Source organism: Xanthomonas sp. SHU 308 (assembly GCF_000364645.1).
Classification (GTDB): domain Bacteria; phylum Pseudomonadota; class Gammaproteobacteria; order Xanthomonadales; family Xanthomonadaceae; genus Xanthomonas_A; species Xanthomonas_A sontii.
Map to the genome: position 1 here is coordinate 1 of NZ_AQOK01000410.1, position 4,402 is coordinate 4,402.

Consider the following 4,402-nt stretch of genomic DNA (forward strand, 5'->3'; position numbering starts at 1 on the left):
CATCCGCCGCGCCCGCCGACGCGAGCGCCGCGGCGCAGCCGGCCGCCGCCGAGGTGCCGGCACCAGGCCAGGTGCTGGCCGACATCTACGGCGCCAAGGGCGACGGCTCGGCGTCCTACGCCATCGACAACGGCGCGGTGGCCAGCTTCTGGTACGGCTACCGCTTCGACCTCGGCGGCAAGCAGTACTACACCGGTTTCGCCAATGCCACCGGCGGCAAGTACGACAAGCCCGGGGACCCGGCCGGCGACCAGGACCTGCCCGACCCGGCCGCCACGGTCAGCATCAGCCAGGCCACCTACGTGCTCGACAGCGCCGGCGGCAAGCCGGCCTGGACCTTGTTCCACGCGCAGCGCTGGGCCGGCGATTTCGGCTCCGACGGCAAGGCCGACACCCTGGACGAACAGCGCAAGCCGCAGAGCACCGAGACCAAGGATGGCCACCTGCTGCTGGCGCTGCCGACCACCCGTTTCGCCGACGGCATCACCAGTGCCGGCTTCGCGGTGTTCACCTTCGACCCGAACAAGAACGACCTGGGCGACTACAAGGGCTGGGTCTACCTGGGCACGGTCGCCGCCGGCGAGGACAACAGCGCCGCCTGCGACGACCAGGGCACCATGAAGTGCGCCACCAGCACCGGCACGCTGAGCTTCGTGCCGCCGGCCAGCGGCAATGTGCCGTCGCTGCGGATCGCCCTGCAGGGCACGGTGGTGGAAGGGCCGGGCAAGGTGCGCACGCTGGGCCCGGCCGACGCCGTCACCTACACCTACGACCCCGCCAAGCAGCACTACACCCCGCCGCTGGACCGCTGAACGGACGGCGCGGGGAGGCGACGCGGCGCGTACGGCGGCGGTGGTTTCGGGCGTAGGACCTGGTTTAAGATGCGCCCCACGGGGCCTGATGATCAGGCGAGTCATTCGCGAGCGGCATGGGATGCTGCACTCGCCCGAAATGCCGGCGTGGATTGCCGGCGTGCGGTTCGCCATGCGCGACCGCCATCACCGCCCCTGCTCGGGGCCGGCGTGCACGTCACCTTGTTCCGTCCGAAGCTGCGCCTGCGGGGAGTGTGCTCTCCGTGCAGCGCGCCGCGTCCGCGTCGTGCGCCTCCTGCGTCACGCCGGCCGCGGTAGCGGGGCGCATCGGAATGTGCAGGTGGGTTCTTCCGGCTTCTTCACCGAATACAGGATGTTCTGGACATGTCGAACGACAACAAGCGCGCCGCTCCCGAAGTGCCACCCGATGCGGGCAGCGTGCTGTACCTGATCTACGGCTGGGACGGCGATGGCGCCGTGTCCTACGAGATCGACAACGGCGCCGTGGTGAATTTCTGGGGCGGCCGGCATTTCGAGCTGGACGGCAAGCAGTACTACACCGGTTTCAGTTACGCCACGCCGGGCCGGTACGGCATCGACGATGCGGAAACCTTCCCGAACCCCGGCGAGGGCGTCTCGCTCGGTGCCGCCACCTTCCAGCTGACCACCCCGGGCGGCGAGCGGCCGTGGATGGTGCTGCATGCGCAGCGTTACGTCGGCAGCTTCGGCGCCTACGCGCGCGCCGATGCGTTCGATACCACCCGCGCGCCGCAGCAGCATGCGCTGGGCGATGGCCGGTTGCTGCTGGCCGTGCCGACCACCCGCTTCGAGAACGGCATCACCGAAGCCGGTTTCGCCATGTTCGTGTTCGATCCGAACCGGCACGACCTCGGCGATTACCGCAGCTGGGTCTACTGCGGCACGGTGGCGGCCGGCGAGGACAACGAAGCGGCCAGCGACCCGGACGGCGTGGTGCCGCACGTGTCCAGCACCGGCGCTCTGGAATTCCAGGCGGTGCCCGGCCAGCCCATGCCGGCGCTGCGGGTGGCGCTGCACGGCACCGCGATCGCCGGTCCCGGCCGCGCGCGCCTGCTCGATGGCAGCGACGTCCTGCAGTACGCCTACGACCCGGACAGCGGCCAGTATCAGCCGACGCCCGTCGCATGACTCCACGGCGCGCGGCGGCGCGCCGGTGACGCAGCACCCGATGTTCCGCAGTACGCAATCGTTCTGTTGACCGCGCACTAACAAGCTCATGGACGAGCTCGGTTGACCCAGGCGGCCGCGATGGCCGTACCTCAACCTCAAGGAGTTACACGAGATGGCACGCGATACCAGCAAGGCAGAGAATCTCGACATCATCGAGCGGGAAGCCAGGCAGCGGCAGATTCCGGTCGACGATTTCATGCGTTTCGCCTACATCGAAACCGGCGGCCGCTTCGACGAGCAGGCCAGCCGCGGTCCCAACAGCGCCAAGGGCCTGTTCCAGTTCACGCCCGGCGCCGCCAGCGCCTACGGCATCCGCGGCCGCGAGCTCGACGCGGTGGCCAACACCGATGCCGCCGCACGCATGTACCAGGACAACCGCAACAGCCTGACCCGCCAGCACGAGCGCGACGGCCGCGCCTACCTGTCCGGCAAGCCGCAGCCCGACGGCCTGGACATGTACATGGCGCACCAGCAGGGCGCCGGCGGCTATCGCTCGATCCAGGCCGCGATCGCCACCGGCCACTTCGAGCTGAAGGGCACCCGCGCCAACATCCTCAACAACGTCCCCGGCGAAAAGGATGCGCAGGGCGCGCGCCAGTTCCAGGCCTACACCGGCACCTCGCTGGCCGACTTCAAGAAGCTGTCCGACCAGGACATGGCCAAGGCGTTCGTGAAGTACTGGGACGCCAAGTACGACCACATCGCGATCCCGGAAAAGGGCATCAAGCCGATCGCCGAGGGCCAGGCCGCCCAGGCGCCCGCGCGCACGCCGGCACCGGCCGGCGGCAAGCAGGGCGGCCACGACGGCATCGCGCTGACCGCCGCCTACGACCTGGGCGTCAAGCACGACGACGTCAAGTACGCGATCAACGTCAAGAGCAGCAAGTACTACCACCCCGGCGTGGACGGCAAGCATCTGTCGCAGGGCTACATCGACTGTTCCGGCTGGGTCACCGAGCTGCAGAACGCGACGATGAACGAGATCAACCGCAAGGCCGGCCGCGACGTGTTCACCCAGAAGGACATGCTGGTGCAGGGCATGACCGGCTCCGGCGAGATCGTCAAGAAGGCCTACGACAGCTCCGGCGTGCTGCTGGAGGGCAAGGATGTGTTCAAGCCCGGCGCGCTGAAGGAAGGCATGGTCATCGGCGTGGATTCGGGCAAGACCGCGCACGAGCACTGGAAGGGCATCGACCACATCATGATGGTCGTGCGCGATCCCAAGAGCGGCGAACTGCTGGTCAGCCAGTCCACCGGCAGCAAGGGCGTCAACACCATGCCGCTGGACGACTACCTGGCCACGCATCAGAACGCCAAGCTGTTCGCCTCCGATCCGCTGGCCAAGGGCCGCGACCTGCTGCAGGACCGCCAGCAGACCCAGGCGCAGACGCAGGGCGCGCAGGAGCCGCGCACGGCGCTGAAGCCGGGCGAGCAGGGCGCCGACGTCAAGGCGATGCAGCAGCGCCTGATCGAACTGGGCGTCAAGGACGATCAGGGCAAGCTGCTCAGCGGTACCGGCTACTACGGCGATCGCACCCAGCAGGTGGTCGCCAACCTGCAGCGCGAGAAGGGCCTGGCGGCGACCGGCATCGCCGACAAGGCCACCCTGGAGGCGATCGCCAAGCAGCCCGCGCCGGCCAAGGCGGAGGCTGCGGCGCTGGCCGACAATCCGCTGTACAAGCAGGCCATGGACCATCTGCAGAAGCAGGGACCCAACGGCGGCTTCAAGAGCGCCGAAGAGATGCAGCGCGCCGCCGGCCAGGTCGCGTTCGAGGCCAAGGTCAGCGGCATGAACCGCATCGACGACCTGGTGCTCAGCGGCGACCGCCGCGGCCTGATCGCCGTGCAGCGCAATCCCGACAATCCGCACGACGTCAATCGTGCCTACGTGGACAGGCAGCAGGCCGCGGCGGTGCCGCTGGAGCGCAGCCAGCAGCAGTTGGCCGCCGAAACCCAGCGGCAGACGCAGGAGCAGGCGCAGCAGCCGGATCCGCAGCGCGAGAAGACCCAGGCGCCGCGCTGATCGGTCTCGCGGCAACGGCCGCCGTCGCGCGTTGCGCGGCGGTGGTCGTGCGTGGCGATGTCGAGCGCTGCGCAAGACCGCCGCGCATGCGCCGGCGCGACATTGCCCAACGCCGGCCAAACACGATCGCCTGCCATCGCGGCGTGCGATGGACAGTGTGCACGACGATCGATTAGAACCTCGCCTTCCCGCTCGCGCAAACGACAAGGACGCAACCCCACCATGGCCATCGCCAAGGCGTTCCAACGCTCTTCCCTGCTGCTGTTGTGCGTGGCCGCCGCCGCGTGCAGCGCGCCGTCTTCCACACCCGGCCAGACGCAGGCACCGGCCGCTCCGGCGGCAGACGCTGCGGCAGCCG

The 4,402-nt window shown here is 69.2% G+C and carries 3 protein-coding genes; all 3 read left to right on the top strand.

The annotated features are described in order from the left end of the window. Positions 1-812 (top strand): hypothetical protein (locus D588_RS0113750; RefSeq protein ID WP_017916393.1); only part of this gene is annotated, 812 nt, incomplete at its 5' end. Between the two features lie 384 nt (positions 813-1,196). After that, positions 1,197-1,979 (top strand): hypothetical protein, encoded by a 783-nt coding sequence (locus D588_RS0113755; protein WP_017916394.1) that lies wholly within the window; start codon positions 1,197-1,199, stop codon positions 1,977-1,979. A 154-nt stretch (positions 1,980-2,133) separates the two neighbouring features. Beyond that, on the top strand, positions 2,134-4,044 hold the full coding sequence (locus D588_RS0113760) for a peptidoglycan-binding protein (RefSeq protein WP_017916395.1): 1,911 nt from the start codon (positions 2,134-2,136) through the stop codon (positions 4,042-4,044). Positions 4,045-4,402: the final 358 nt, after the last annotated feature.

Coding starts and splice junctions, on each gene's coding strand:
- D588_RS0113755 (WP_017916394.1), top strand. CDS start 1,197: ATGTCGAACGACAACAAGCGCGCCGCTCCCGAAGTGCCACCCGATGCG.
- D588_RS0113760 (WP_017916395.1), top strand. CDS start 2,134: ATGGCACGCGATACCAGCAAGGCAGAGAATCTCGACATCATCGAGCGG.